The 25,656-nt window shown below is 54.4% G+C and carries 25 protein-coding genes; 6 read left to right on the forward strand and 19 right to left on the reverse strand.

What is annotated here, in order from left to right:
* Positions 1-47: 47 nt before the first annotated feature.
* Both ccoS and ACN0RL_RS04425 read left to right on the forward strand, forming a co-directional pair.
* Positions 48-305, forward strand: coding sequence for a cbb3-type cytochrome oxidase assembly protein CcoS (gene ccoS / locus ACN0RL_RS04420; protein ID WP_417514105.1), 258 nt, complete (start codon positions 48-50; stop codon positions 303-305).
* On the forward strand, positions 302-991 hold the full coding sequence (locus ACN0RL_RS04425) for a sulfite exporter TauE/SafE family protein (RefSeq protein WP_417514107.1): 690 nt from the start codon (positions 302-304) through the stop codon (positions 989-991). Before ccoS ends, ACN0RL_RS04425 begins: the two co-directional genes overlap by 4 nt.
* Before the next feature lie 40 nt (positions 992-1,031).
* Here the strand turns inward: ACN0RL_RS04425 and ttcA are convergent, their stop codons facing one another.
* Entirely contained in the window at positions 1,032-1,925 is an 894-nt protein-coding gene (gene ttcA, locus ACN0RL_RS04430) for a tRNA 2-thiocytidine(32) synthetase TtcA (RefSeq protein ID WP_417514398.1), read from the reverse strand.
* A gap of 84 nt (positions 1,926-2,009) precedes the next feature.
* On the opposite strand from ttcA, the gene ACN0RL_RS04435 reads away from it, so the two are divergent.
* Genes ACN0RL_RS04435 through ACN0RL_RS04445 form a run of 3 tightly spaced genes read left to right on the forward strand, consistent with a single transcriptional unit; the run spans position 2,010 to position 4,424 of the window.
* Positions 2,010-2,672: a TetR/AcrR family transcriptional regulator gene (locus tag ACN0RL_RS04435; protein ID WP_417514109.1), complete on the forward strand. Its 663-nt coding sequence runs from the start codon at positions 2,010-2,012 to the stop codon at positions 2,670-2,672.
* 46 nt (positions 2,673-2,718) lie between these two features.
* Positions 2,719-3,396, forward strand: a complete 678-nt coding sequence (locus ACN0RL_RS04440; RefSeq protein WP_417514111.1) for a DNA-J related domain-containing protein — start codon at positions 2,719-2,721, stop codon at positions 3,394-3,396.
* A complete protein-coding gene (locus ACN0RL_RS04445; RefSeq protein WP_417514113.1) occupies positions 3,393-4,424 on the forward strand; it encodes a polysaccharide deacetylase family protein in 1,032 nt (343 codons plus the stop codon). Before ACN0RL_RS04440 ends, ACN0RL_RS04445 begins: the two co-directional genes overlap by 4 nt.
* Positions 4,425-4,429: 5 nt before the next feature.
* Here ACN0RL_RS04445 and ACN0RL_RS04450 read toward each other — a convergent pair whose 3' ends face one another.
* The 7 genes from ACN0RL_RS04450 to ACN0RL_RS04480 all read right to left on the reverse strand — a co-directional run bounded on the left by ACN0RL_RS04450 (position 4,430) and on the right by ACN0RL_RS04480 (position 12,883).
* Positions 4,430-5,398 (reverse strand): MalM family protein, encoded by a 969-nt coding sequence (locus ACN0RL_RS04450; protein WP_417514115.1) that lies wholly within the window; start codon positions 5,396-5,398, stop codon positions 4,430-4,432.
* A gap of 34 nt (positions 5,399-5,432) precedes the next feature.
* Positions 5,433-7,058: an OmpP1/FadL family transporter gene (locus ACN0RL_RS04455; RefSeq protein WP_417514117.1), complete on the reverse strand. Its 1,626-nt coding sequence runs from the start codon at positions 7,056-7,058 to the stop codon at positions 5,433-5,435.
* Positions 7,059-7,097: 39 nt separating this feature from the next.
* Positions 7,098-8,108 carry a transporter gene (locus ACN0RL_RS04460; RefSeq protein WP_417514119.1) on the reverse strand — a complete coding sequence of 337 codons (1,011 nt, stop codon included), beginning with the start codon at positions 8,106-8,108 and terminating at the stop codon, positions 7,098-7,100.
* A gap of 60 nt (positions 8,109-8,168) precedes the next feature.
* Positions 8,169-8,969 carry a C39 family peptidase gene (locus tag ACN0RL_RS04465; RefSeq protein ID WP_417514121.1) on the reverse strand — a complete coding sequence of 267 codons (801 nt, stop codon included), beginning with the start codon at positions 8,967-8,969 and terminating at the stop codon, positions 8,169-8,171.
* Positions 8,970-9,244: 275 nt separating this feature from the next.
* Positions 9,245-10,708 (reverse strand): SLC13 family permease, encoded by a 1,464-nt coding sequence (locus ACN0RL_RS04470; RefSeq protein ID WP_417514123.1) that lies wholly within the window; start codon positions 10,706-10,708, stop codon positions 9,245-9,247.
* A 51-nt stretch (positions 10,709-10,759) separates the two neighbouring features.
* Positions 10,760-12,514: an N-acyl-D-amino-acid deacylase family protein gene (locus ACN0RL_RS04475; RefSeq protein WP_417514125.1), complete on the reverse strand. Its 1,755-nt coding sequence runs from the start codon at positions 12,512-12,514 to the stop codon at positions 10,760-10,762.
* A gap of 48 nt (positions 12,515-12,562) precedes the next feature.
* Positions 12,563-12,883 (reverse strand): TraR/DksA family transcriptional regulator, encoded by a 321-nt coding sequence (locus tag ACN0RL_RS04480; protein ID WP_417514127.1) that lies wholly within the window; start codon positions 12,881-12,883, stop codon positions 12,563-12,565.
* Positions 12,884-13,035: 152 nt separating this feature from the next.
* Between ACN0RL_RS04480 and ACN0RL_RS04485 the strand changes: the two genes are divergently transcribed.
* Positions 13,036-14,835: a PHA/PHB synthase family protein gene (locus tag ACN0RL_RS04485; protein ID WP_417514129.1), complete on the forward strand. Its 1,800-nt coding sequence runs from the start codon at positions 13,036-13,038 to the stop codon at positions 14,833-14,835.
* Positions 14,836-14,905: 70 nt separating this feature from the next.
* Here the strand turns inward: ACN0RL_RS04485 and ACN0RL_RS04490 are convergent, their stop codons facing one another.
* The 11 genes from ACN0RL_RS04490 to ACN0RL_RS04540 form a co-directional block, all read right to left on the reverse strand.
* A complete protein-coding gene (locus ACN0RL_RS04490) occupies positions 14,906-15,916 on the reverse strand; it encodes an AgmX/PglI C-terminal domain-containing protein (protein WP_417514131.1) in 1,011 nt (336 codons plus the stop codon).
* Positions 15,913-16,419: an ExbD/TolR family protein gene (locus tag ACN0RL_RS04495; protein ID WP_417514132.1), complete on the reverse strand. Its 507-nt coding sequence runs from the start codon at positions 16,417-16,419 to the stop codon at positions 15,913-15,915. Before ACN0RL_RS04495 ends, ACN0RL_RS04490 begins: the two co-directional genes overlap by 4 nt.
* The gene (locus ACN0RL_RS04500; RefSeq protein ID WP_417514134.1) at positions 16,416-16,937 is read right to left on the reverse strand and encodes an ExbD/TolR family protein; all 522 of its coding nucleotides are present in this window, start codon (positions 16,935-16,937) and stop codon (positions 16,416-16,418) included. The genes ACN0RL_RS04495 and ACN0RL_RS04500 overlap by 4 nt, the downstream gene beginning before the upstream one ends.
* A gap of 24 nt (positions 16,938-16,961) precedes the next feature.
* The gene (locus ACN0RL_RS04505) at positions 16,962-17,693 is read right to left on the reverse strand and encodes a MotA/TolQ/ExbB proton channel family protein (RefSeq protein WP_417514136.1); all 732 of its coding nucleotides are present in this window, start codon (positions 17,691-17,693) and stop codon (positions 16,962-16,964) included.
* A gap of 138 nt (positions 17,694-17,831) precedes the next feature.
* Positions 17,832-18,137: a hypothetical protein gene (locus ACN0RL_RS04510; RefSeq protein WP_417514138.1), complete on the reverse strand. Its 306-nt coding sequence runs from the start codon at positions 18,135-18,137 to the stop codon at positions 17,832-17,834.
* A gap of 15 nt (positions 18,138-18,152) precedes the next feature.
* Positions 18,153-18,740 carry a tetratricopeptide repeat protein gene (locus ACN0RL_RS04515; RefSeq protein ID WP_417514140.1) on the reverse strand — a complete coding sequence of 196 codons (588 nt, stop codon included), beginning with the start codon at positions 18,738-18,740 and terminating at the stop codon, positions 18,153-18,155.
* On the reverse strand, positions 18,727-21,720 hold the full coding sequence (locus ACN0RL_RS04520; protein WP_417514142.1) for a tetratricopeptide repeat protein: 2,994 nt from the start codon (positions 21,718-21,720) through the stop codon (positions 18,727-18,729). Before ACN0RL_RS04520 ends, ACN0RL_RS04515 begins: the two co-directional genes overlap by 14 nt.
* Positions 21,713-23,701 carry a hypothetical protein gene (locus ACN0RL_RS04525; protein WP_417514144.1) on the reverse strand — a complete coding sequence of 663 codons (1,989 nt, stop codon included), beginning with the start codon at positions 23,699-23,701 and terminating at the stop codon, positions 21,713-21,715. Before ACN0RL_RS04525 ends, ACN0RL_RS04520 begins: the two co-directional genes overlap by 8 nt.
* Positions 23,698-24,243, reverse strand: coding sequence for an AraC family transcriptional regulator (locus ACN0RL_RS04530; protein ID WP_417514146.1), 546 nt, complete (start codon positions 24,241-24,243; stop codon positions 23,698-23,700). The genes ACN0RL_RS04525 and ACN0RL_RS04530 overlap by 4 nt, the downstream gene beginning before the upstream one ends.
* Before the next feature lie 19 nt (positions 24,244-24,262).
* Complete coding sequence (locus ACN0RL_RS04535) at positions 24,263-25,423, reverse strand: DUF3570 domain-containing protein (protein ID WP_417514148.1); 1,161 nt, start codon at positions 25,421-25,423, stop codon at positions 24,263-24,265.
* Positions 25,410-25,646, reverse strand: a complete 237-nt coding sequence (locus ACN0RL_RS04540) for a DUF4266 domain-containing protein (protein ID WP_417514150.1) — start codon at positions 25,644-25,646, stop codon at positions 25,410-25,412. The genes ACN0RL_RS04535 and ACN0RL_RS04540 overlap by 14 nt, the downstream gene beginning before the upstream one ends.
* Positions 25,647-25,656 lie beyond the last annotated feature (10 nt).

Raw genomic sequence — 25,656 nt, forward strand, 5'->3', positions numbered from 1 at the left:
GTAAACTCCTGTCATTTAACAATGAGGTTTTTCCCGTGGAAATCGTAATGTTCCTGGTCCCGGTGATGCTGATCCTGGTGGTGATGGGCATGCTGTTGTTTTCCTGGGCAGTCAAGAATGGCCAGTACGATGACCTCGAAGGCCCGGCACACCGCATTTTGTACGACGACGATAAAGACATGATCCCGGACGAGGCGCGCACGGACAAACCTGAACACGCTGACGCGCCGGCCGATGAGGACGCCAGCGCACAAGAAACCGGGGAACAGGATAACAGTACCGAGGAAAAACCTGGCCGCTCATGAATCCGGAACTGTATCTCAGCTACCCCAGTGCATTTATTATCGGCCTGTTAGGCAGCACCCATTGCCTGGGCATGTGCGGGGGAATCAGTGCGTCCCTTTCCATGGCTTTGCCGGTCGGAAAGGGTTTCCGTCTGCGCCAGTCCGTGCTGCTTATTGCCTTTAATTCCGGACGAATTGCAAGCTACGCATTAATAGCAACGCTCGTGGCGATATTAAGCACATCCGCCGCCAATCAATGGGCTGAACTGGGTCTCGCTCTGCGCACAATCGCAGGCTTACTGCTGATTTTCATGGGACTATCCATGGGGCAATGGTGGCAGGGTATCCGATATGTAGAGCGTATCGGTGCGCCGCTCTGGAAGCGGCTGTCGCCGATTACCCGCCGCTTCCTTCCCGTCAATCACGCAGGTCAGGCGCTTGCCCTTGGGGCTCTTTGGGGGTGGCTACCTTGTGGGCTCGTATACAGCACGCTGGGCTGGGCGGCTTTACAGCCGACCGTGGGCTCGGCTGCGCTTACCATGGTATTTTTCGGGTTGGGAACTCTGCCCTCCATGCTGGCGACCGGTTACGCAGCAGGCTGGATCAGTGGTCTGAAAAGCAATCAGATATTTCGGAAATTTACCGGTGCCCTGTTGATTCTTTTTGGACTCTGGACACTCCCGGTCATGGCTATAATCGCCCATTAAGCCGACTCTGAGCCCCTTGGCCGGACTCTCAGCGATATTCTCAGATATTCAGAACATCCAGGCGACCAAAATTCTGATCTGCCTCCTGCATCGGTATGGCTGTCTGAACAGCCGGACGCTTGCCCCCGCCGAAATCGTACAGGCTGGTATCGGCGAGATGCGATGGCTCTACATTGCGTAAGGCTCCGAACATGCTTTCAAGCCGCCCAGGGTGTTGTTTATCCCACTCCTGGAACATCTCCTTGATAACCTGGCGTTGCAGGTTTACCTGAGAACCGCACAGATTGCAGGGAATAATAGGGAACTGTCTCAACTCCGCATAACGGGCAATATCTTTCTCACGGCTGTATGCGAGCGGGCGGATAACCGTATTCCGGCCATCATCACTGTGCAGCACCGGCGGCATGGTTTTAAGTTTGCCGCCATAGAACATATTCAGAAACAGGGTTTCCAGAAGATCGTCGCGATGGTGTCCCAGTGCGATCTTGGTCACGCCATGCTCTTCTGCAAAGTTGTAAAGAATACCGCGGCGCAACCGCGAACATAGCCCGCAGGTGGTTTTGCCCTCAGGCACCTTGTCTTTGACTATGCTGTAGGTATCCCTCTCGATGATGTGATATTCAATGCCCAGATCAGCAAGGTAGCCCGGCAGAATTTCTTCCGGAAACCCCGGCTGCTTCTGATCCAGATTGACAGCAATCAGCTCAAATGAAACCGGCGCGCTTTTCTGGAGGTTAAGCAGGATGTCCAGCATGGCATAAGAGTCCTTGCCACCAGACAGACAACACATTACCTTATCGCCTGCTTCGATCATCGAGAAGTCAGCAATCGCCTGGCCAGCTTCCCGGCGTAGTCGTTTCTGCAGCTTATTCTGCTCTACTTTCCGGGAACGTTCGTATTCAATTTCAGGGGCTTGGTTCGAGCTTTCTGTCATCGTTTCGGGCATATCAACCGTGTTCATCGGGAAATTGGTCATGAGATTATACGCATCACATCATTTCATGGACAGGACGCAGCCATGGATATGTTGAGTTCAAAGAAAGAAGTTATCGGAAAAAGGGAGCAGAACAGTTTGCGCAATCGGCAGGCTATTCTGTCAGCTGCAAGGGCATGCTTTAAAGAGCGCGGGTACGAAAATACCACTATCCGCGATCTCATCAAGAAAACAGATCTGGCCTCTGGCACCTTTTACAATTACTTCCGAAGCAAGCGGGATATCTTTGCCGCGCTGCTGGCTGACTTCCTGGGTGGCTTGAATGAGCACCTGATCCACTCGCGCCGCACAGCCAATACCGCAGAAGAGTTTGTTCATCGCTCGTACCTGGCCCTCTACACCGCGACTGCGCGGGACCCCCTGGTCTATGAGCTTGCTCATCGCAACGACCGAGCACTCAATGAGCTGTTCGGCTCCGGTATCCTCAGACTTATCATGATTTCTCTTGAGGATGATGTTCGGGATGCAGTTGAGAGGAAGATCCTTCCCGACGTAGACCTTGATTACCTTTGCACAGCCTTCTTCGGTGTTGCCTATGAAGCCAGCCTGGTGCTTGCAGAGCGGGTGCACCAGAACCCGGAACGGGGCGACGAAGAAGTTGAAATGGCGACCTGTTTTTCAACAACTCTGTTTATCGGCGGCCTGGACCGACTGGCAGCTCTTCCCTGTGGGCGGCCACTGCCCTAACATTAGAGCTATGCTTAACTTCAGTACTGCGGCCAGAGTCAGGAATGTGAAGAGCAACCCGACCTCCCCTGAGCGCTCACGCCCGGCTCCTCTTAATGAGTCCGCCGAAATGCTCGAACAGCACATCCAGCACCTGCTGGTTGCTGTTGAGCATGAACTCCGCATGTCGCCCGGCGGCATAGACGAACTCAATCTGATCAAGAGGCTGCAACGTGCGCCATGGAATCTGATCGGAGACCTCGAGTTTCACGATCCCGGTAAGCTCTATCCAGTGCACTTTCTGCTTTTTCACGTGCTGTATCGTCTCAGGGATACTGTGGCCGAGGCCGGTGAAAGCCTGACCATCTCGCCCATGCGAATCGGCATTGATTACCAGAATACTGTGAGTGGAAACGGTGTGCCAGATGCCGTCGATAATCTTCGGACGTTCTATCTGGATATTTCCCAATACGAGCTTCCGGAGGCCTCCATTGCGCAGATGATGGACAGATTCTGGGCAGGCCATCAAAACTCAGGACCCACCGGGCCGGAAGCTCTGGCAGCGGCAAACATACTCGGATTCGAAGCGGTTCCTGACAGTTTCTCGACAACAAAGCGGGCGTTCCGGCGCGCCGTGATGCAAGCACATCCGGACCGGGGTGGAGAAACGGAGGCAATCCAGGCACTCAATGAGGCTTTCGCCGTTCTGAAAGCACATTTCAGTCAGATGATGGAGCAGACATGAGATTACGAAAACTCTGGAAACCGGCAGCCCTGTGGTCGCTTTTGCTGGCGAGTTTTTGCGCAAGAGCCGACCTTGTGGTTCTTCAGTATCATCACATCAGCGATTCCACCCCACCATCCACCAGTACTTCTGTATCCCTGTTCCGGGCCCAGCTTGATCTGATCAAGGAGCTTGGCATTGACGTTGTTGAACTGCCGGCCGCAACGGAAAATATATTTTCCGGCAACCCGCCCGCCGGCCAACACATCGCAATCACCTTCGATGATGCGTATGAATCGGTTTACAGCGAAGGAGCCGGTATTCTCCATGAAAGCTCCCTGCCCTATACCATCTTTGTAGATACTCAAGCGGTCGGTAGCCCCGGTTATATGACCTGGGAGCAGTTGCGGGAACTCGCTGAGCGAGACGGCGTTGCCATTGCCAACCATACCGCCGGGCATGGGCACCTTGCGAGAAAGCCTGGTGAGACGAAAATAGACTGGAAACAGAGAGTAACCCATAGCCTGGACTCCGCTCAGACAACCCTTGAAAAACAGCTTGGAACAAACCTTCCCCTGTTCGCCTACCCGTACGGCGAATTTGATGAAGCACTGGAAGCGGAGATAGCCGACCGTGGATGGTTCGGATTCGGGCAACAATCGGGAGCTATAGGTCCGCTATCGGGCAAAACTCGACTACCGAGGTTCCCCATGGCCAACGCTTACGGAAAGCTTAACGGGCTTGAAGACAAGCTGAACAGCAAAGCGTTTCCCATAGATACCAGCAAGCTGCCCGATGGCATTATGACTACCAACCCGCCAACACTGACATTGCCACCTTCATCAGCGATTCAACCTGAAAGGCTGACCTGTTTTGCCTCCGGCATGGGGCGTATAGAGTTTGAGACCACAGACGAGGGAATCATCGTCAAGGCTCCGGAACCCTTCAACAGCCGCCGGTTCCGCTATAACTGTACTCACCCGGCTGGAGACGGCAGCTTTTACTGGCTGTCACAACAGTGGCTGGACCTCAGCCAGCCGGAAGACTGAACCGACTACTCTGCGTCTACCATGATCAGCCCGAATTCGCCTGTGCTGACATGGGGTATCTTGCGGGGGCCGCGACGGGTTTCGATAACCGTTTGTCCTTCAAGATCCTGACTGCGGGTAAAGAGCACCATCCAACGCTCTTCGCTTGATAACAGAATCGGAATCCGGGCTTCAAGGTAGCCGCGCCGATGCCAGTTTTCGGGTTCAAAACCCGACACCAGATCCGTCACCAACCGAACAGGCCTGAGAGCGCTGTCCAGAAAAACCACAGAAGGCACAAAAACCCCGTTACCAGCGTAGGAACGCAAGCGCAAAATTTGCGCTTCGAGTTTATCTTCTCGGGGCAGAGCAATCAGTTGATAGGGGCTTTCCCCCGTCAGAAATTGGTGGACCGGGGAGCGTTCGTTCAGATGGATACCGAATTCACGACCTTCCTGCCATGGCTCATGATTTTGCGCATCCAGCGCCTTACAGCAGGTGCCGGAAAAGCGCTCAAGGTAACCTTCACTGCCCTCTTCAATTCCCAGAATGGCGAAAGCATCCGGGTCGCGCCCAACCACGGGTTCGGGAGCCAAAAGCATGTCGGTCACGCGATAGACCGTTGCGGGAGTAATCCTGGCGGGCGACTCAACAAGCCCTTTTTCGTCATCTGTACGAGTATCCGGCTGATAGTAAGTGGTTCTGGCGTTACCCTCGGCATCACGCCAGGTATAGTAGGGCTGGCCGTTTTCTTCACGCACGTACCCTTTACGCCTGAGCTCTTCCGCATCCGGATAGTTTTCAGCTGTATATTCGTCATCGGGTGGACTCCCCTCAGATTCGCCTGTAGGGGAGTAGCGTACCCGGCCTTGCTCATCTACCCAGGTAAAATAACCTTCTCGGTCTGAAACCGTCGAACCACCAACCTGACATCCTGCCAGTAAAGCCCCTAAAGCGACGCATGCAACAGCTGTCCATAGTTTGTGTTTGGTCACAGAGACGCCCTTTAAAAAGCGACACAGAGTGTCGTCAGAATTTCTTCCTGAAACTTAAACCGGCCATAACAACTCGCAGCGAGGTTTTAACATCCAGCCCGGCATAGGGGTTGTAGATAATATTGGTAATGTTATCGCAGTTGATATTGCAGCTGGTATTTGCCGGGATGCTTTCAACGGAATGCAAATAGCTGAGATTCATATCAATTTCAGTATTTTTATCCCACTTGTACCCCATTCCGACACTGTATAGGTTGGCGCCGCCAAAAGGCGCCATAACCGAACGCTGATCATCCGGTATTACCGAATCCCGGATCTCGACACCCGCCCTCAGATCAAGCCGGGATGAAGCATGAAACTCCATACCGAACGCCCAGTTCCACTGGCTTTTGAAGCCCAGGGGAAGCTTGAGGGTATTCGGGGTGGCGTTGTCCGGAGACAGAATACGGGCTGCATTGAGAAACTCGAGGTTGCGGTCAAACCGGAACAGAAAAGCATCCCATTGCTCATAATCTGTCCAGCCGATGTCGGCGTTCAGCGTCAGTTTCGGGTGCACATCAACACTGATGCCCGTCTGGAAATGCTGGGGGTAGACCAGGTCCATACTAACGTTGCCGGCCTCCCGAGGTGCGCCCGATGGCAGGCTGAGAATGGCCGAGGTAATAGCACCCAGAACCGATCCGTTAACACTCTGCCAGAACCCGGACCAGTCATCGGTATACTCGATTTCAAAGGTCCCCTTCATATTCATTTCAGCTTCTGAGGTATAGCTTGCCCCCCAGGTAAACCAGTCCACCGGATCCCACATCACCCCGAGTGTGTAAGTGGGCGACAGTGTTTCCTGAACACTGATACTCAAGGCACCGATATCGTCCCAGGGCCCCACATTCCCCCCGCAAAGCGCGAGCCAGGGCTGCAATGGCTCATCACCGCTTTCACAGTTGAATGCGTCCTGAAGAATTTCTGCCACACCCAGCAACAGGTTAGGCGCCCGCATATATTGGTCCGCAGCAATTCCCATGTGGGACAAATGGATTCCCGCACCCACAGACCACTCATCATTGATCTTGTAGCCAACAGTTGGCGCAAGGTAGGTCGTACGCTGCAGTGCAGCCGCCTGAGGCTGATAACGGCCGGGATCATTTGTATCGCGATAAAAGCCAGCCGCCATTGGCAGATAAAATGCGTTACCAAAGGTCAGCTTGGAGCCGGGAGGATTAATACTGAAACCTGCAGAAGGCGCGATAGCCGGCCCGGGAGGCATGCGCAAAATCCCGAAACCGGGTATATACAATGCAACGTTGTTGGTATGGCTATGGGAGTTGGCTACCGGGTCCCGTTGTTTGCCTGTGTTCGGATCGGTTTCCAGACCATCAATGCCGAATATTTCGTACCCATCCGGAGCCGTGAAATCGGCGTCAATATCCAGATAGATGCTCATAAGGTTCACTTCGAACTGACGGCCATCAAGTTTTGTCAGGCCCGCCGGGTTGTAGTGAATCGCCATAATCCCGGGGGGATCTGCTGTGACAGCATTCCCCAAAGCCAATGCCTTGGGGTGAATGGTCAGGTTCTGTGCGAGCTGAGCCTGTGCTCCACACGAAAGTGTCGTGGCGACCATTGCCGCGAGAAGCTGCCGCTGGTAGCTGTTATGTCCCATGAAATCTTTCCCTTCCCGTTAAATCGTCAGCGGCGCCAATCACTCTTTGAGGCCGGAGAAATTAATGGGCAGGGACACACCCAGGGAGAAATCCGGGGCATCCTCAGTCAGGCCGATACCAAGACTGGTGTTCACAATCGTGGTATCGCTGACCCGGGTTCCCAGAGACATGCTCAGGAAACCGGTCATCTGATCCTGTGCCATGGCCTGCTCGCCATTGGAGAAGGTCAGGATAGTTTCATCGCTGTAGCTGAGCTGCGCTGAAATACTCAGGGATATGTCGTAGGAAAGTGAATAGGCAAATCCGGCAGACCCTGAAATACCAAAACCGGGTTCGACCTCTTGCAGCAGACGCGCACCGCGAACCTGCTGCAGATCTTCCGCAGGCAGGTTGTAGGTCCCGCTCACAGAACCGAATATGACGACCGGATCAAGCACCTTTGACAGACTCAACCCACCGCTGAGAGAGTAATACCCACTACCGCTTGAAAGCTGTTCGGTAATATCTATTTCGTAGGGGCTTACACCAGTCCTGGTGGTAAACGTCCCGAACAGGGTCGTCGACATCTTGCCCGGCACATAGGCAAAAGGCTGCCACCGCCCGGTAAAGGAGATGTCACCAAAATCGTACAAATTGAGTTCGTCTTCAGTATCGTACTTAACGACCAGAGGAATCCTGGCACCAACAGTGAGGTTGTCCAGAAAGCCATAATCGTACGAGAATGAATTGGTAAAGTTGTGGGTTGCCGAAGGCACCACATCAAGGTTGCGCACCGAACCGTCGGTGATGGCAAGATCCAGTCGCTGATCTGCCGTATAGGAGTAATCAAACGAATAGTTGAGGGAGTGAGTGCCTTTTTTCTGAAGCGAATAGTTCTTTTCGGCAGCCTGAAACACTTCCTCAAGCTGGCGCGAAGAGTCTTTGTCTCCCTCCTGTTTTGCGAGTGCGTCCCTCGCCTGATCTACATTTCCATCCTGCGCCAGGGCCATGCCCGGAAGCAAACCTGTCGCGGAAACAAGGATAAGACCTCGCACAAACCAACGATTCATCCTGACTCCCTTATTTTTTATTGGTAATAATCCTGAACCAGGCAAGCCGCCTGGAGATCGTTAATTGCGACGGTAGTGCAATTGTTTTCGGGTATTCTCAACACTGCCGTCCGGGTTGTTCTTCTGGCGTTCAAGCAGGTTCTGAACGCGCCGGGCAGTGGACTCGTGGAAGGCTGGCATACGCTCCAGGGCCAGCAGTGTCATGGTCTGATCATCTACAAAACGCAGATCTTCTTCTTTGAGTTCGAGGTTATCCAGGGGTTTATCGCTGCCCGGAAAAACAATAAAAAGCACATTGTCGTCCCACTTTTCTTCAAACTGGGCGAGCGTGAAGGACAGGTTCCCCACCGCTGGGTCGGCCATGTATACACGGCCATCCCGAATGGTTCTGAGCACAACAAAGTGTTTGAAACCTGCATGCTGGATAGGAACGATAGCCGGATGGTCAAGGTCAATCAGGTCATCGATCGTCGCGCGAAAACCACCCGATGGATAACCCAATGCGGTAACAAGGCGCTTCATATCAAGCATGGAAAAAGCCCGGCGCGAAACGATGCGCTCACTTTCGCCATAATGCAGCAGGCCTTCCATCACCTGGCGTTCCGAGAGAGTGCGACCAAGATAGAAATTCAGAACGGTTGTCAGCGCTGCGCTACCGCAGCTGTAGTCGTACGCCTGGCGGACAATATTGCGAAATTTCTGCTCTACCAGCGGCTCGATACGAAAATCGGTTTGCAGCTTTGCAGGGCTGGAATCGACCTTCTGCTCGATAACAACGGCACCCTTTTCGTAGGGCTCTACCACAGTGGCTTCCTGCACTATGGCAAATGTAAGAATGGATCCAGCGAGCACCAGCAGCATGTCGGACGAAATCCCTTTTTTTATTAGGTGTGATTTTTATTGGGTTACATATTGTTACGGTAAGATACCGAAATAGCCGGGACCTTAAAGATAACTGTGCCTCAAATCTGGCGGTGCAAAAGCGCACAGCCCATCGTGCCCGTCGAAAGCGTGTGGAGCGGAAAAGTTGGAAGTCCGGAGATTGAGAATTCAGGGGTTGGGAATTCAGAGGTTGAGAGCGCAGGTATTGAAAGTGCGGGAGAGCAGGCGCAAGACATCTCGCGCCTGCCCGACAGTCAGATAGTAAAAATCATATCCATAAGCAGGTAGCACAGAAGAGTCACCACCACGATGCCGGCGATGTTCAGAGCGAACCCTGCCCGAATCATATCGCCGATCTTCATGTGCCCACTGGAGAACACAATGGCATTGGGCGGCGTCGCGACCGGCATCATGAAGGCACAACTGGCCGCGATGGCAGCCGGGACCGTCAGCAGCAATGGCGATGCGCCCTGAGATAGCGCAAGCGCTCCGAGTAGTGGCAGAAAAGCCGCTGCAGTGGCTGTGTTACTGGTCACTTCTGTGAGGAAAATAATCACCGTAACAACCAGCATGACCATAATGATCACAGGCAAAGCGCTTGCAACACCCATGCTAGCCGCAATCCAGTCTGCCAAACCGGAACTGCTGATAACTCCCGCCATGGCAAGGCCTCCACCGAACAGCAGAAGCACGCCCCAGGGAATACCTTTGGCCGTGTCCCAATCAAGCACAAAACTCTGCTGGCGCACATTAACCGGAATGATGAACATGGCAATGGCAGCCGATACTGCGATCCCGGTGTCAGTCAACCAGGGCGCAATGCTGGCCGACAATAAGGGTCGGAAAATCCAGGCGCTGGCTGTCAGGACAAACACTACCGCAACCAGTTTTTCACCACGGCTCATCTGGCCCATAGCCGCAAGTTCGTCATGAATGGCCGCGCCGGCGCCTTGCTGCGCCTCCAGACCAAAATCCTTGCGTGTCAGCCACCACCACACGATACCCAGCATAACGGTTGCCACTGGTACGCCGAGAAGCATCCACTGTGCAAACCCGACGGAAACCCCCTGAGTCTCATTGAGATAAGCTGCCAGCAGCGCATTAGGAGGAGTCCCTATCAGCGTTGCAATACCGCCGATACTGGCGGAGTACGCGATAGACAATAGCAGTGCCGTGGCATAGCGCTGAACATTCTCAGGCTGACCATTGCCCATCATGCCAATCACCGACAAACCGATGGGCAGCATCATGATTGCAGTCGCGGTATTGCTCACCCACATACTCAGGAAAGCGGTTGCCAGCATGAAACCTGCAATCTGGCGTTTTGGCTCATTTCCAACCGCCTTCAGCGTCATCAGGGCAATACGGCGATGAAGATTCCAGCGCTGCATCGCCAGGCCCAGAGTAAAGCCACCCAGAAACAGAAAGATAATCGGGTGCGCATAAGGCGAGGTCGCCTGAGAGATACTCCCAAGGCCAAGCCCCGGCACGAGCACAATCGGTAGCAGAGCAGTTGCGGGAATCGGGATAGCTTCCGTTGACCACCAGGTTGCCATCAGAAGCATCAGACCCATTGCCGACCAGGCCTCCACCGACATGGATTCCGGTGGCGGAAAAATTATCGTCATCAGCAAAAATCCGGCGCCAAGAATCAGGCCAATCAGCCGGCTTTTGGAGTAGCCTTCTGCCTCCTCCTGCATCTGTCGTTGTTCAGACATACGAACACTCCACTCCTCTTCGGAACAATGGGGGCAGAATAATGCCTGAACTCAATCACCAGAGCGATATCCGGCAGGCAGAAAACGGCCAAAACCGGAACTTTTGCCGAGGTCAGCGGCAAGATTCCCGTCAGTCACCGCAAGCCGACCGTTGATCAGCACGTGTTTTACGCAGCCGGGCACCCGGTTGACCATCCGCTGAAGCCCAAAGTTTTCCATTTCGGCCCATTCGACACTCTCCAGGTTCTGACTGAGGCCTTCGGGATCGAGAATCGTAATATCTGCCCGGTCGCCCTCGCGAATATGCCCGGCCTCGATACCAAACCAGTCTGCCTGCTCGCCAGTCAGGCGATGCACCGCCCTTTCAAGAGACATCACCGGTGCGCCCTGCTCCTGGCTTTCAAGAACCAGCTTGAGAAATCTCAGGGGTAAATTGTAGAAAGCCATGTTGCGAATGTGCGCGCCGGCATCCGAAAAGGTAATCAGCGCATCAGGATCGGCAACCATTTTGCTCAACCGATCCTTGCGATGGTTGCCCACAACTGTATACCAGCGTAGCGCCCGACCGTGGGATACGACCATGTCTAGGAAGAAGTCCACCACATGGATGCCTCGCTCCAGCGCCAGCTCGGCAAAGTTTTTCCCGACAACAGACTGATCCGGACAATCAAGAATAATGGCATCGCCAAAATCCCGCTGCCAAACCCGCGGCGAAAGCTTTTCCCGATAGAATTTACGGAATTTGCGACGGTATGCTTCGTCTTTCAGCAGTTCATTCCGTTCAAGCTGATCGCGAAGATCCAGTGCCATCTCGCCAGCGCCGAACTCCTCAAACAACACAATGTCCATGCCATCGGCGTAGACCGTGAAGGGCGTAGGTAACAGTTGCCAACGAAAATTTCCGCCGAAGCTGTTTGCAATCCGGCTCACCAGGCTGGCCATGGGTCTGACCGTCGGGTTGCCCTTAAGGTCAATCATCGCAATAAGGGTTGTTTTCAGCGGTTTGCGCAACCAGCCCAGGGTTTCCCGAAGATACTGGGTCACTTGTAGAGGATTGGCGGCATTGGGCGCGCCCTGGTGCACACGGTCATACCGGCGCAGCAGGCGATTAAGCCGGCTGACTTCGTGCCAGCGGGCGTAGGTGCTGGGCAGGCTTTTGGACCACTCCCGGTCTCCATCTACCTTGTCCCACTTCAGGCACATAGTAGATAAGCCCAGAAAACCTTCCTGCAGGGCTTCCTCCAGCAGATCTTCCATCTGCTGCTGTTCCTGTGCACTGGGTTTTACCTCCCGGTCTGTTGCCCGGTGCAACCCCATCACGGCTGTCCGAAGGTCACTGTGACCAAGAAAACTGATTACGTTGGGCCCCAGAGGGTGATTCCGAATAAAATCAACCCATTGCTTTGGCGTGCTCCAGCTCTTGTGAGCCTGCAGAATCGGTAGCACCTTCTCCCGCGGCACTGTTTCTACCCGGGTAAAGATATCCGAGGCATCCTCTGCCTCCGAACACACCATACTGAGCGAGCAGCTGCCTATCAGCACCGTTGTTACACCGTGCCGCACAGACTCCGAAAGCGCAGGAGATACCAGCAACTCGGCATCATAGTGTGTATGGGTATCCAGAAATCCCGGCGTTACCCAGCAGCCACTTGCATCAATAACCCTGCTTGCCAGGGCGGGGTCCGGCTCCTCCTCAAATACCCGCGCCACTCTGCCTTCATGAACTGCAACATGTGCAATGCGCGAGGCGGCACCCGTACCGTCGAAATAACGGCCTCCGATAATCAGCGTGTCATAATGGCTCACAGTGCCGGACTCCTTTTTTTATTCTTGGTTTTTATACTGAAAAGCAGTTTAGCCTTCGGCGCAGGCAACGCAAACCGTAGTATAAGGCAGCACCTGAAGCCGTCGAGGATCAATAGCTTCACCACAGACTTCACACTCGTCACCCTTGCCGTGCTCAATGCGTTCAAGAGCAGTTTTTATCTGGCCCAATTCGGCCCGGGTTTCTTCTTCAAGCGAATCAACGACTTCATCGTTCTGTGTCTGTTGAGCCCGCTCCTCGGAGTCTTTGTCCAAAGCACCGTCTTTACGCTGCTGATGTGCTTCATAGCGTTCCAGCCGCGCTGTAAGATCGGCTCTCAGGGTTTCAAGTTCGGCTTTGCGATTGCTCATTTCACATCTCCTGGTATTTCAGACCGGTTACGGATTCCCTGCAGACCACATTAGCGTCTAAGCCCTTTGCCGGATTGATGTTCGTCACAATTGTGTCAATGTACCTGGGAGAGAATAGTACTTTACCCGTCATCTGAACAAAGGAGTTGCAAATGCTGGGTCTGAACAAGCTGGGAAAAACTGCCAAGCAGTTAGTCAGTACATTTGAAACGAAGGTACGCGATGGGCAGCAACATCTGGAAAAGTTGCTTGGAGATACCGGCGTTATGGACCACGCGAAAATCTCCACAGTATCAGAGATGTCAGATGCCTATCGCACCATGGCTAAAGACCTTCTGCTGAACCCTTGGCGCTTTGTGGGAGCGGAGCTGGATCTGGCCCGCAAACAAGCAGATCTCGGTTCTTACACTTTCTCCCGGCTAACCGGGGTTGAGAAAGACCCGGTTGCACCGCCGGATATCGATGACCGGCGTTTCAACGCAGAAGAATGGCATAAACACCTGCCGTTTGATGTATTACACCAGGCCTACCTGATCAACTCCCGCGCGTTTCTGGACTGGGTAGAGAACATGCAAGGCGTCCCGCCTGCAGGCAAGGAACAGATGCTTTTCTACGCGCGCCAGCTCACGAGCGCGCTTGCACCTTCCAACTTCCTGGCAACAAACCCTGAAGCTCTGAAAATAACCTGGGAACGCAAGGGTATGAATCTGGTCGATGGCGGACGACAGTTCATCGATGATTTTCGCCAGAATCCGAAACTTTTCAACGTCGGCATGACCGATCGCTCCGCATTCGAGGTGGGCAAAAACCTGGCGACCACACCTGGCAAAGTCGTCTTCCAGAACGAGTTGATACAGCTCATCCAGTATACACCGAGCACGGAAACCGTCAGTAAACGGCCGTTGCTTATCGTGCCGCCCTGGATCAACAAGTTTTACATTCTTGACCTGACGGCCAAAAATTCTTTTATCAAATGGCTTGTGGACCAGGGGCAGACGGTCTTCATCATATCCTGGCGCAACCCGGGGCCCGAGTTGAGGGACAAAGGCTGGGATGACTATATGCTGGAAGGGCCTTTGGCCGCCATGGACGCCGTAACCGCTGCCACCGGTGAAGAGCAGATGAACCTCCTCGGTTACTGCATCGGTGGCACCCTCCTGGGCTCCACTCTGGCCTGGCTTAAGAAAAAAGGGAGAGACCCAGTCGTCAGCGCTACTTACCTGACCAGTCTGTTGGACTTCTCCGATCCGGGTGGCATTGGCGTGTTCATCAACGAGCACTCAATTCGTGGCATTGAGCGGATGCTGGACAAAAAAGGCTATCTGGACGGTCGCGCCATGGCGTTCACGTTCAACCTGCTGCGGGAAAACGAGCTGTTCTGGTCGTTCTGGACAAACAGCTACCTCAAAGGGAAGAAGCCCGCGGCATTTGACCTGTTGTACTGGAATACCGATGGCACCAACCTGCCCGCAAAAATGCACAGCTTTTATCTGCGGGAGATGTACCTGAATAACCGTCTGGTAGAACCCGACTCTCTTACCTTCGCTGGCGAAAGCATCAACCTTGCTGAAATAGAGGTGCCGTCGTTCTTTCTTTCAGCCCGTCAGGATCACATTGCCAAGTGGAAATCCACCTATAAGGGTGCACTGGTTCATGGCGGTGATGTGCATTTCGTATTGTCTGGTTCCGGCCATATCGCAGGCGTCATAAATCCTCCGTACAAAGAAAAATACGGCTATTGGACAAACGACACCATGAACCCGGATGCCGATGAATGGCTCGAAAGTGCAGATGAGCACGCTGGGTCCTGGTGGCCACACTGGCTGGAGTGGATTCAGCAACATGCCGGTGAGCAGGTTGCCGCAAGAATACCCGGAGAGGGCAAGCTTGCCGTTCTGGAGGATGCTCCAGGTAGTTATGTTCGGGTAACGGCGGCAGAAGCCGCCAAATAAACTGCAGGTGAAAACAAGTGCTGTCCGGCGCCAACGGCCACATCAAGAGCCGTTAGCCGGACAGCAATCATCAGCCAGACAGCAATTCAATCGGGTAGCGAATCGTCGTCTGATCGACTCCCGGCCGGGAGCCAAAGTCCACAAGCCGAAGGCGATTACAGATCTTGTTCTCCAGACCAGGCTCGCCAAGCGTTGACTCAACCACAGAACATTGAGACACAACGCCACTGGATTCGATTACCAACTCGGGCGTAATGCTGCCCTGCAGCGATGGTTTGCGACGAAGCTCACGATTGTAAATACTGTAGATGGCCGACTTATTGGCATCCATCGTACGTCGCAACTCTTCTTTGCTGCGTGTCCGCGAAGCGGTTTCCTGCTTTTCGCGGCGAACCGCCTCTTTAACCTCGGCAACACGCTCAGTCTCGGCAACTTCCGTTCTTTCACGCTCTTCAAGAACAACCTGACGGCTTTCACGCTCAAGTGCTGCGTCACTCACACCAGCACTGCGCTCATTTGTGGTGGCGCGGGCCGCCAGCGTGTCTTCTGTGGTCTTGCGGGTAATTGATTTGGCTGTGCGCGTAACCGGCGCGTCAAGCTTGACCGAACTGGCCAGGTCGCTGAGCCTGGACAGTTCATTGCCCATTGCCAGAATGCCGCTGCTCTTTGCTTTTTCACGGGCCTGGGCGACGGCTTCGGGCTTGGGCTTTTCCTTCACCTCGGGCTTCGGTGGCTCTGGTTTTGGTTCGGGCTTTGGTTCAGGCTTCGGCTCTGGTTTCGGTTCAGGCTTGGGCTGTTCAACCGGTTTCTCTTCGGGTTTTATCTCAGGCTCTGGTTCCGGCTCGGGCATAACCACCGGTTCAGGCGGTTCTTTTTTCTCGATAACCAGCTTGGCCAACTGTGGCGGCAAAGCCTCACGCTCCTGTCGATCCCGTTCCGGCAAATCTATCCAACTGATATATCCGGCAAAAATCACAAACAGAGGCGCAACGACCAACGCCACGGACAGCAAGCGCCTGCGCTCGCCCCGCTCGTGACTCCAGGGTAATCCATACCGGTACTCTGTCCCGCTCTGAGTCATGCTCCGGCCCCCTCTTTGGCGCGCTGGTTCACCGCCAGAGATATACTTGCGTATCCAGCATCCACACAGGTAGACATAATTTTCTTGAGCAAATCGTAGGGCAGTTCACGGTCTGCAAGGATGGTAATCGCCCGCCCCGCCTCGGGCTCGGGCTGACCTGACCGGCTGGCCTGGTAGTCCAGCTCCTGTTTCAGACCAGGTTCTATCTGGCCGTCCAGCGTCTGCAGTACGTCGCGTTTGATGACCACACGTCCGTTTACCAGAATATCCTGATCGGTTACGGTCAGCGCGAGCACGTCACCAGGCGGCTGTACCGCTGACGAGTCTGGCAACTTGATGGTGCTGCTCTGGTTGAGCACCTGCACGTCAGACGAAGAATTAACCATCAGGAAGAACACAAGAATCGTAAAGATGTCCATCAGCGACACCAGGTTCATCTTGCTCTGATTCTTGTTTCGTCTGTGGTGGCGCTTCAGGCGGCGGGCTTTTGCAGATTCTTTCATGACTGCCCCCCTTCTTTCGCCGCTTCTCCAGCCTCTGCTGTCGGCGCATCGCCCAGCGAGATTTCAGGGAACAGTTCCGCTTCCACGAGGCTCCCGGCGACCACGGCATCATAGGAGCGAACCGTATCCATTACGGAAACCAGCGCCTGATAGGACGTTTCCTGCGAGGGCATGATAATAATGTCTTTCTTGTCAGGGACCCGGCTTTTTATCTCTTTCATAACGTCTTTGAGTACAACGAAATCGTACTCGCCGTCGTTCCGGGCAATGGCCTTGATGACTCCACCCTGGTTGTCCGCAACTACCAGTCGGTCTGAATGGATAACCACCTGTATCTGCAGCTCCTCAACCTTATCCGGCGTGAGGCTTTCGCCCGTCGGGAAATTGAGCTCCAGAACGCTGGTGTGAGCAAACACCATATTCAGGAGCAGCACCGGCACCAGCACAATCATGAGGTTCATGAAGGGGGTGATATCGAGATCCGGCTCGCTCTGTAATCGACGATGCTTCCGTCTCATAGCCTGAAATCCTTCAGCTGATTATCAGGCCGGAGTGCGGGCGGTAGCGCCTGCGAGAGCGCCGGCCGGCGCTGCAGACGAAGCAGACAACGATGCAGCCTGCCCTGTAGGCGCAGAACCGGAGCGAGTGCCAGAACCATCGCTGAGCAGGTTGAGTACTTTGATACCCGCCATTTCGAAGCTGTCGACAATCTCATTGGTTTTGGTTTGCAGAACGGAATGGATCAACAGCATGGGAATGGCCGACATCAGACCGAACGCAGTGGTGTTCATGGCCACGGAAATACTCTGGGAGAGCAGGCTGGCTTTTTGCGCTGGGTCTGCTGCTGCAACAGCGGTAAATGCTGCAATCAGGCCGATGATTGTACCCAAAAGACCCAAAAGTGTTGCAATGTTGGCAAGCGTTGCGAGGTACTGGGTTCGCTTTTCAATGCGTGGCATGACATCGAGCAGACCCTCTTCCATGGCATACTCGATGTCCTCACGGCCTTGTCGGCGGGCCAGCCGCTGCAGGCCGAAACCGATCATTGTCGACATGGCAGTGCCAGATTCCTGGGCGTAATTGAGTGCACCTTTGAAATCACGCTTTGCAATCATCTGATGCAGACGGTCGAAGTCTCTGCGATTCGTGATCTTCTGAGCAGACAGGTATACATATCGCTCAATGGCTACAATGAGTCCGATAATCAGCACAATGGCAATCGGAAACATAAAAAAGCCACCTTCCTGAAAGAAGCGAACGGCGGTATCGATCATTTTCTGGGCACTCCATGGTCCGGGTTTTGAGTCAGTCTAAGCGCTGCTCTACCCCAAAGGGGTTAAGTTAGCGGAAGTCTTTGTTGCGGTTTGTTGTAGTTTGCACTCGGGCACAGAAACACTGTGACGCACGTCTCACTAATTACCCTGTTTCACTGCAGCCGGTTCGCTACTGAACGCCTCATGGTAGCGGACAAGCCTTTGAAATTCGTAGCGCTCCAGAGGCGAAAAGGCTTGTTCAACCATCAATTGCTCGTCTGGCGCCCGGAGTTCGTCTACCTCCGGTGGCTGCCAGGGCACTATGTACATCACCGTAGGTACCTCCTGGTCACCCCGAATGCGGGTGCCCTCAATGGTAACTATCCCTGACTCCTGGGCTTGGGCAGCCTGGAGACCAACCAATGAAACAAGAACCAGCAGAGCCGGTTTCCCCAGTTGTCTCATGATCTGCCCCTCACATCAGATTCTGTTTTTTGCATCAAATATCCAATCATCCAGTCTTGGGTCAGGTTCGGCGGCAAGCGCTTTGTACTGTTCGTAAAGTGGTAGCGCCTGCTCTGGTTCTCCAAGGTAAATATCCAGCAAAAATGCCAGGTTCAACAATGCTGGCAAGTATTCGGGGTTTGCCGCAAGGGCCTCACGGTAGCGCTGCTCCGCAGTTGGAAAATCGCCCGCGTTGCGGGCAATAACGCCCAGATGATTAAGCGCAACCGGGTGCGTCGGGTTCAGGACCAGCACCTCTTTGAAGCGCGCCTGAGCCAGTTCGGTTTCGCCCGCCTGAAACGCGATCACCCCCAGATTAATCAGCGGGCCAGTGCGTTGCGGATGCTGCGCCGCGATCTGCTCGAAGCGGCCTCTGGCCTCATCGGTATCGCCGTTTTCCAGTAATACAACCGCTTCGGAAAAGGCTTCCTGCAGAAGCGCTTCTGATTCCTCCGTTGCTGCAGCCGCATCATCTGGCGTATCTGTTCGCTCAGGCCCAAGCGCGCAACCAGACAAAAGCAAAAGGCTCAGAACCACCGCATTACGTTTTTTATCCCAGATCATGAACCGCTCCGGCTGTAACTTCGGGTTTGTTATAGCGGCCGGGCAGCAAACCACGCAACGACTCATAACTGCGCCTTACCCACTCATCGAAGATGCCTTCACGGGCACGTCGGATATTCTGCTCGTGAATATCAATGGCGCTGTCTTCAAATGGATAGGCCTGCTCTTCCAGAAGCAACTCGTACTGGGAAAGCTCGAGTTCACTGAGCCCATCCGGGCGTTCGGAATCCATAAGGTCGGCACCAAGGCGGCTGTAGATATGGGCAATCTGATAACCTGCCTCGGTTGAAAAAGACGATAACCCGTAACCTGCAGTGGTTTGATAAGCCTGCACGGCCTCTTCCAGCGCATTTGTTTTGGCCACCATGCTTTCGTTCAGCGGCAGTGTCAGGCGGATACTGTCATAGTAAGCCAACGCCTCCCGGGCGAAGATGGCAGAGGCAGACGCCGCCAGGTAACGCATGCGATCATCCGCAGCCTCGGGGTTCTGGTCAACTTTCTCCATCTGCCTGCTCAGCCAGAAATTACGGCGTTCAATATCGCCACGGGACTCGTAAAGCTCAGCCAGCCGGTTAGCCGCTTCCATGTAAACCGGTGCCGGCTCCGGGTGACTGTTGGCATATTGGCGCCAGGTATCAATCGCCTTGTCGTCGTTTCCGGCCTGATCGTAGAGTTCAGCTGCAATCTGCAAATTCTCCCGTCGCTCTTCCGGCGTAGTCGCCATGGCAACCATGATATTGAGCTCGTCGCCGGCTTTCTCCCACTGCCCGGTTTCCCGATAGGCGAAGGCAAGCTTTGCCGGCACCGTATCAACCAGCTCATGTTCCGGGAAGCGTGAACGGAAGCCCGTGAGCACTCCTATGGCCTCATCCCATTTCGCTGCACTCACCAGCAGGGATGCCGCGTCATATTGCGCATTGGCATTCAGCACAGACGCAGGTGCTACCGCCCCCACCCGCAAATATTCGCTGACGGCTGCGTCAATATTGCCCGCCTCTGCCAATTGCTCTGCTTGTCGGAATACAGACGCCGCCATGTTTTCCTGTATGCCCGGACGCCTTTCATCATCAACGGGCATCATGGCCAGAGCGTCACGGTAAGATTGTTCAGCTTCACTATAACGCGCAAGCTCGAACTGGCTGTGCCCGGCCATCAGCAGCGCCTCTGTAACCAAAGCAGGATCTGCAGCTGGCTGCCAGGTTGCCAGGCGAGCTGCCATAGGTATGACTTCCTCGAGGTTCTGCTGGTCAAATTCCCGCTGCAAGGCTATGTAATACACACCCGGAGCTCGGGAATCCTGCGGGAAGGCGTTCACGAATCTCAGGCGATTAAGTTGCTGGATTTCCTGCAGCGCGAAGAGATCAGCGCTTGTTTCGTTCAGCCAGGTTTGCGAGTACTCGCGAAATGCCAGAACTGAAGCATACCCTGCTTCTGCGGCGCGCTCCGATACCTTGCCGGCAGCGGGATAATCGTAGGCTACACGTTCAAATGCCTGGATGGCATCAGGCCACTCCTGCAACTCGATGTAGGTTTCTGCCAACAGGAACAGGCGCTCCGGTGTGCGGGGATGATCAGGGAACGTGGCTGCAAATTCCGCGTAATAAGAGGCAGCCTGGCGATAGTGTTCAGCCACCCCTGGGCCTGGCTTACTGGTATCGTCAGGTTGACGATTCCGGTTCTGCCGGGTGAGTTGCTCTTTTCTGGCTTCGCCGGCCAGCAGGTAATGACGATCTGCAAGTTCCGGCAACAGGATTTCGAGCTGGTCTTCTATATAAACCAGAGTCTCGGGGTCGGTCTGCGGCCAATAGTCACCATAGATACCGTAACGTTTAATAAACTCAGCCTTGCGATCCGGAATAGCTTTGTCAAAGCCTGCCAGATCAAGGGTATCGATTATCCGCATGAAATAACGCGGTGCCCAGCGGCTTTCCGGATGCTCGTCAATGTATGCTTCAAACACATCAACGGCGTCGCTGTATCGCTCACGCTCAATCAACAACTTGCTATACCGGTCGTAAACGAGAACTTCATAAGGCCGGCTACCCGTCTGCCGGAACAGGGCTTGCAAAGTCTCTGCGCCGTCAAGGTAAGACAGTGAGAGACCGACAACCCGGAACAAGTCTTCCGTGAGCGTCTGATAACGCTGGTCAGGCGCTTCTGCATCCTGTGCATCCGGCATAATCAGATCCAGCACTTCGACGTAGCTGAACAGAGCCTGCTGATAATTGCCCTGTTTGAACTGGCTCCACCCCTTCATGTAATAGGCATTCATCAAAAAGGTCGGATCGGTGCTTTCTTTGCTACTGCCGGGTTCACCACCGGCGAGAGCAACCTCATCAAACGCCTGTTCCGCCTCAGCGTACCGGCCATTGATAAACAGAATATCTGCACGCCGGAACTGGGCTTCAACCCAGTAATCTGAATCCGGATAACGTGTTACCAGGGTATCCAGCGCAACCAGCTGTTCGCCGGTCATACCACGTAACTCCCAGGCTCTGGACAACTGATAGTAAATCTGGTCGTTGCCCTCTCGCTCGGGGTATTCCGCCAACAGGTTGGTGTATGCAGCAATCGCCCCGGACAGATCATCTTGTGCGGTGTCGGTCATGATGCGCTCGGCCCGCGCGAATTCGAGATCGGCGAGCCGGTGCCGGATGGTGACCTGTTTGACGGGATCGTCCACCAGCGGAAGTAAATCCCGATAACTGCGCATCACTGATTCGAGAGAAACGGCGTCCTGCGGATTTTCATCGAGCTTGCCCTCCACCACAGCAAGATCTGCCTCTCTCGCCGCGCTTGCTGTGCCTAAAGACGCCAGAGTTCCGGGCCGGACGGCAGGCATTTCGTCGTCGCCCTGCCCCCACCACAGTGCCTGACAGCCTGTAGCCAGCATCGCATAAAGCACCGGCATCAGGCTTTTAGCCAGACAAAAACCAGAACGTCGGGCCTGCTGTAGAGTTTCAAGAGGCATTTTAATCATTGGCAGCCTCCGCGCTCTGGCCTTCACGGAACAGCTGATCCGCCAACCGCGCCTGGGCATGACGGGATGCAACCAGGTACCGACGCAGCTCACTGCTCTGTTGCTCAAGCGATTCATCCAACCGGCTCATCAGAATGCCCCGCGCCTGCTGCAATGCATCTTGCACCTGGGCTTTCAGTTCCTGAAGCTCCGCAGCGTTGCGGGCCAGCCGCCCGGTCAACTCACTATGTTCACTATCCCCTGCCATCAGGGCCTCTATACCGGCTCTCTGACTTCGGAACTTTGCCATTTCGCTACCGAGCTCGCGCAGCTGTTTCTGGGCTTCCCAACGGTTGACGCCGTAATCGTTCGCCACTGTCCAGTCAAAGTAAGCCTGCATTCGCTCATAGCTCGCACGCTGCCTGGCAGTGCTCTGATCAACCGGAAGCTGCGCGAGCGTAGCCGCAACCTTGTTCAGACGCGCCTTCAGGTCTTTCTGTTCAGTGGTCATGAAAAATTCAGCGTCTTCTCTCGCAAGGGCGGATTCAATATCTGTACGGAATGAATCCAGTGCTTCCGCCCAATTGTCTGCCTGCTGTCGTTCGAGCTCATAACGTGTCTCACGGCTTCGGCGCTCGCGCTGTATTTTTCGTGTTTCCAGCATGGCTTCAAAGGTGCCAAGCTGCGTTTCCCGCTGCACCAACAAAGTCTGCATCCGGTATAGTTCGTTGAGCTCCCCTAAAGCCTGCTGGAAAGGTTCTGTTGCCAACACCTCAGAAAGCCCGAAATCAGCAGGCGTTACCCGGAGGCGCCCATAGGCATCGGTAATAATGTCATCGCTGTCGCGGAGAAAACTCAACCGGGTCATCAGGTTCTCTTCGGTCAGTGCCTGCCGGGCTGTTATCAGTTCCTCTCCCCGGTTTTCGTAATGTTCAGCGGCCTGCGTATACGCGTTAAGCGCCTTACGCGGCTGATTCATCTGTTCCAGTACATAACCCCGGGCATAGGGAACCTGCTCTCTCCAGGCTAAAAACAACGTGCGCTGCGACAGGGCATCAAGTGCATCCAGAGCCCGCTGCATCTGGCCCTGACCCGCGGCCGCGACTGCATAATCAAACAGGGCCCTGTCAGAAAAAACTCCATCCAGAGGCATGGCACCTAACAGTGTCAGAGCATCGTCAAACCGGGCATCTCTCAGGTAAAGCCTGGCGAGAGATAACCGGCTTTTATCCAGTAACGCACGGTGCTCGGAAACCACCTCTTCCTCTGGATCCTCGTCTTCCATATCGGCAATGAGCGTGCGAAGGCTTTGCTGTGCTTCTGCGAAATCTCCGCCAGCGATCTCGTCCATGGCCAGGTTGTAGCCAAGATAGTGCGCCCACGGGCCTGATTGCCCAAGCTGCTGCCGCAGGCCCTCAATCAGAGCTTTGTCACCGAACGCGCCGGATGTCATGGCCAGCCGGGCTCTCAGATAAAGCCATTCCGGGTATAGCCCTGAATCGCTTTCTTCCAGAACATCTGCGTCTACCCGCTGAAGGTTCTCATAAGCCGGTCCATAGTCCCCTTCGAGATAGAACACTTTTCCCAGATAGAACCAGGCCTGACTCCGCACATCGGGCTTCAGGGTTACACCCGGCTCTCCATACTCCGGGTCATCGCTTTCGGCGGTGCCCGCTTCTTCAAGCAAGCGGGTGAACAGGTCGCGGGCTCCGCGGGTCATGCCGTAAGAAAGCATAAGCCCGCCCTCGACCAGCTCAGGATAGGCACCGTGCCCACCAATGCCACCACGCTCACGGGCGACATCGAGCAATGTCAGTGCATCAAAGGACTCACCCTGATAATAGTTGTATAGCACCCAGCCGTATTCCGGGTCCCTAGCCCTTTCCGGAGCCTTGTCGGCAGCCAATGCCGGCGTACCGAGCATGAGCGCAGCTGCGGCTGCCAGACGCACCGCCAAACCGGAATGAATTGCCCTTGCAATAAATGCCACTGGTTGTGTCACTCCCACTCCACAATGGAAACCGTGGGCTGATAATCCGAGGAACGATCCTGAATGCGGATTTCCAGAGCAGCTGTCTCAGTGCCCTTTTCAAAAGCCAGGCTTGCCGCCTGCTTGTAGGCGCGATTATCCGGCCCGATACCTTCTACAAACGCTGTTACTTCATGAGTACCGGTTTTCAGATTGCCAATAAACAAGCGTTGCATGCCACCACGCTCAAGGGCCGAGACCTGTCGATCTGTATAAAGATGGGAAGCCACAATATCGCCGTTTACCTTCAGCTTCACCGCATCCAGCTTGAGAAATTCGCCCGCATCAACGCTGAGGAAGACAGCAAATTGCGTGCTGGCAGGGAACAGCAGATCTTCTTCCAGAATGAAAAGATCCCGGTTAAGACCGATAACTTTCTTTTTAAGATTCTCAACGCGCTCCGCAACGGCCTGGCTGTCCTGAGCAGCGTCGGGCTCTGCGTACACCGCAGCGCTCGAAAAAAGGAATAATGCTGCAAATGCGCCAGCCAACAAGGTTTTGAACGAATCGATCATAATCAGGGCTCCTGCAAACTCAGTATTCGAGAATCACTGACGCTCTGGTAACCAGCGCATCAAATGAATAGAGAGGCTCTTCGCCCGGCAGATAGTTGCCCGGAGCCGTCACATCCCGGAAGTTGTCATAGTCAAAGTTCAGCCAGTCCAGCAACAGGCTGAACTGCAGCCGTTTGATGCCGGGCAGGGATGTCTGTTTCCACTCATAAACTGCACCGGCCCCAAGAGTAGTGCCTGAAAAGGAGCTCATTTCCTTGTCTCGTGCCAGGTGCGTCTGTGAGTTTTCGAAGGCAAAAAGGTCGCTGTAGAAATCTGCCTCACTCTGGCTGTAATAACGGACCGAGCCTTCGAGCGTCCAGCGCTCGTTCAAAGCGTGAACGTAACCCAGCTCCAGGGTGTGTGCACCGATGCCCCAGGTATCACTGAAATGCCGGTATTCGCCGCGGATCGACGCCCGGTATGGCAAATGATAGATCGCTCTGGCGGCCACAGACGTGCTGGTCCGGGTTTCCGGGTAGCGCTCGGGCTGGTAGAGAAACGACGTTGCATCATTCGGGTCGAGATAACGATTCTGGCGATACGGGTTCTGCAGGAAGCCCTCATCCGTGACCACTTCCAGATCAAGGCCCACAAGCATATTGCGGGTAAGCACCTGGCTAACGCCCAACTGGAAATTGCGTCGGTCGGCGTCTTCACTGAAATTGTCATTGCCTATCTTGCCAACCTCATCCCAGCCGCCGGCGTAGCCGAGGGTAACCGTCGACATACCACCAAAGAATTCCTGGCTGACGGTGAAGTAAACAGTATTGGCTTCATAGTCGTTTTCGAAACTGTTGGTAAAGCCCAGGCTCATAATCGAACGATCGTAGAGGTAATCAACACCAACGGTGTATTCAGTGCGTTCTTCTGTATAGGCACTTGCCGTTGCAAGTACATCCACAGAGGCAGCAGATACCATATCCACGTAATACTGCCCGGACACCGACACCTGGGGGCCGACACTCTTACGGGCCAGTATTACCGGTCCGTCAATAACCATGCCGCCACCATCGTAACGGTGGTAGAGCATATCGACGCTATCAACCGGAAGGGTTGCAGCCTGGGTTAACGAGCAAGAAACCATCATTGCGAGAAACGCCCACAGTGCCTGGAGCCGGAAGTTTCGATCAATTACATCCACAACCACCCCCTGCTCCGCCTTCTGCTCCTCGGGCAGATTCCCGGGACTGATAAACGTGATGCATATAGGAGTCCGCCTTGCCGTGACGACTCAAGCTCATGATCGGATCAGCCAGTCGGTCTCTCTCGTAGGGTTTTACCCAGGGTTTTACAGAACTGCACCCAGCGGTTGCCGAAAGCAGCAGTGCCAGCAGCAACGGCATGATGATCGTAAATTTACGCATAACGTTTACC

The organism is Marinobacter sp., assembly GCF_048259445.1.
GTDB lineage: Bacteria > Pseudomonadota > Gammaproteobacteria > Pseudomonadales > Oleiphilaceae > Marinobacter.